This is a genomic window from Paraburkholderia sediminicola, assembly GCF_046027355.1.
GTDB lineage: Bacteria > Pseudomonadota > Gammaproteobacteria > Burkholderiales > Burkholderiaceae > Paraburkholderia > Paraburkholderia sediminicola_B.
In genome coordinates this window covers 1-2,456 of record NZ_JAQQEK010000087.1, presented here as the reverse complement: position 1 = coordinate 2,456, position 2,456 = coordinate 1, and the positions used below count along the sequence as shown (strand labels likewise).

At 56.8% G+C, this 2,456-nt stretch carries 3 protein-coding genes; 2 read left to right on the top strand and 1 reads right to left on the bottom strand.

What is annotated here, in order from left to right; translation table 11 throughout:
- Positions 1-717 (bottom strand): hypothetical protein (locus PQR42_RS45300; protein WP_408496051.1); only part of this gene is annotated, 717 nt, incomplete at its 3' end.
- Between the two features lie 578 nt (positions 718-1,295).
- On the opposite strand from PQR42_RS45300, the gene PQR42_RS45295 reads away from it, so the two are divergent.
- Positions 1,296-1,565 (top strand): hypothetical protein, encoded by a 270-nt coding sequence (locus PQR42_RS45295; protein ID WP_408496049.1) that lies wholly within the window; start codon positions 1,296-1,298, stop codon positions 1,563-1,565.
- A 218-nt stretch (positions 1,566-1,783) separates the two neighbouring features.
- Complete coding sequence (locus PQR42_RS45290) at positions 1,784-2,428, top strand: DDE-type integrase/transposase/recombinase (RefSeq protein ID WP_459252335.1); 645 nt, start codon at positions 1,784-1,786, stop codon at positions 2,426-2,428.
- Positions 2,429-2,456 lie beyond the last annotated feature (28 nt).

The window sequence follows — 2,456 nt, the reverse complement described above, 5'->3', positions numbered from 1 at the left end:
TTTGATGAGTTCTTTCATACGTTCATTTTGTTGCTTGACTACGCGGGACGTCGTTTCAACGCGCGCCTTGGCTGCACGCAACGTGCGCCGGAACACGAATTCGCGCCGGGCCGAGCGTTCAATTTGAATGCTGACGATGATGCCAACGATAGACATCATGAGCACGATCGACCCGCGCGTAAGCCAGAAAAACCACTGCGGTTCGGCGTTATCCAGTGGCTGGAGGTAAAGCGTCAGGTGGAACGTAACAAAGCATATTCCGACTAACCACGCCGCCGTAATTGCGCGAAGCCGGAACGCCGTGAATATCATGAAAACGGTGAGATATAGGACGGGGAAAATTTCCGGGACGGCCAAGGTCCTCGGGTAAATGACCAACATCCACAATAGGGCGAACCAGCAGCTCAGCGTCCATAGACAATGTAGTCCGACGGCCCAGCGTTCGTCTAAGGCGCGCGCTCCCCACATCAACCATACCGCCGCAGCCATACCCACGGCGCCTGCGAGTCGAACGTAGCCGATGTGATGGATGTGGTTCGGATCGAGGATGTCCATCCTCCACCAATAATCACGGATGGAAAACGCTATCCATGTCAGCGTGAAGAGGGTGCTAGCCAGCCGGCGTTGCCCCGCGTAGCGACGCGCATAGTCCAAACGGAACGCACGCTCCAGAGCCGCCGAGCGAAACTTGCGCACCAGGAAGCGTGACGATCTCATAAGGCTGCTTGATCATAAAAGCCGCCGTGGGCGAATAGTGCACGATACCAAGCGGCTTCATTGGCATACCACTAGTTAGTCAGGTTCTCACCGAACGTGGCTAACGGAGTAAGACGGCACGGCGCGCGCGCCAAAGCGAAAGCAGCGACGGTGGTCATGGGTGCACAGCACCTTCGTCCGTAGCCGCCATACGATAAAAACAGGATAACAGGTTGCCATCGCTACCATCAGCCACAAATGTATCAACGGGGTCATGCTGCCTTCTCCTCACCTGCATGGGTTTAGCAAAGAAGCGCCGTCAGGGAGGCCGGCTACCTGATACCGCACCCGAATCGGACAACGGGAATGCATACATCTTTCGCACGTGTTGCTTGTCCGTCGCCTACGCATGTGCGTAGCGATGGCGTTGGGTCTGACCAAGAATGAATAGGACAGCAACGGTGGAAGGGCATTCGTCGAGTGCGCCCAGACCGGTTGATCGTCGCAACCAGGCGAACCTGTCCTGGTTCGTGCGAAAACTGCTGCCGGTCGGCGAAAGATGCACAGGCCGATCTCCTCAACTCCGAGGGAGAGCTCCCATGAAACTTTGTCAATCGATCGCCGTCTTCCTTGCCCTGATAGCTGGAGTTACAGCAGACGGATGCTTCGCACAATCGGCGATCAGCCAGAAGGACTCGGTAGCGGATGGCGACGCCTCGCAGGTTTCAGCGGTCGCGGTTCCGACTGTCACACCGGCGCCCCCCGTTTCCCTTGGAAAAACGCGCGCGCAAGTGATACGCGAGCTGGAGGATTTTCAGAAAAGTGGCCAGGCAGCGCAGCTGCGTGAGCTTTACCAAGGCGGCAACTAACGAGGCCTCGCGGGCCAGAGCGGCGTTTGGGACAATCGAAACTGCATGGCGTATTCCGGTCCGTCAGTTTCGAATCTCGCCAATGCTGCTTCATTGATGATCGGAAAGATCATGATGAGCTGATCTGACATGAAAACTGTTTGTTTGTCGAATATCACCAGAACGATGTCCGTTTAAGGCATTTTTACGGTAACCGGATTTGCTGGTAGAGCGTGTCGATAAGGAAATCGCCGGTGCTCTGTCACTGGCATCGGGTTTCGGGCGCGGTCACTGGTTGTGCGGGGCGCTGCCTTTCCAGGTTCCAGTTAAGTCTGGGCGACATTGGAGGAATACCGTTTGTGCGCGGCATGACTGTCAGCTGCGCCCGATGGAAATCTCTGTCGCAGACGATACGGTGCTGGTGCGAGGTTGGCGAACCGTATCTACTGTTGGGGGCCAACGATCAGCGCTGCGCCGAACTCGACGTTCTGCTGCAGAAGCGTCGCGAAAAGCCTGCAGCCAAGGGTTTCCATAGATGCATGCTGGGGTCGTGTTCCGAAGCGCTAAGGAGGATCGTGACCAACCAGATGTTCAGCTACCCGGCGACGAAGGCCGAAATACCGGAACTCGCCACCGTCAAACACGTCTTCGTCAAGACCTGTGCCCGGGTGAACAAGCGGGCCGAAAACAGCCATCAAACTACTCGTGAATGCGGGCGGCACATCACTCGCTCGCAGGCTTTTCTGTCAAACTTTGACCTCTTCCGGCAGCACTTCGCGCTCACGCGACATTTCCTGCACGTTTCGCTCGATCGCGACAACCCGGCGAACGCGTTGCTGCGTGGCCCGCTTTACCGGGCTAGTCCTAAAACCCCCTCTTTGTAGGCAAACTCGCGTCATGTGCGCGCTTGCG

Bases quoted from the DNA above. Each gene is read 5' to 3' on its own strand.
- PQR42_RS45295 (WP_408496049.1), top strand. From the start codon at position 1,296: ATGAAACTTTGTCAATCGATCGCCGTCTTCCTTGCCCTGATAGCTGGA.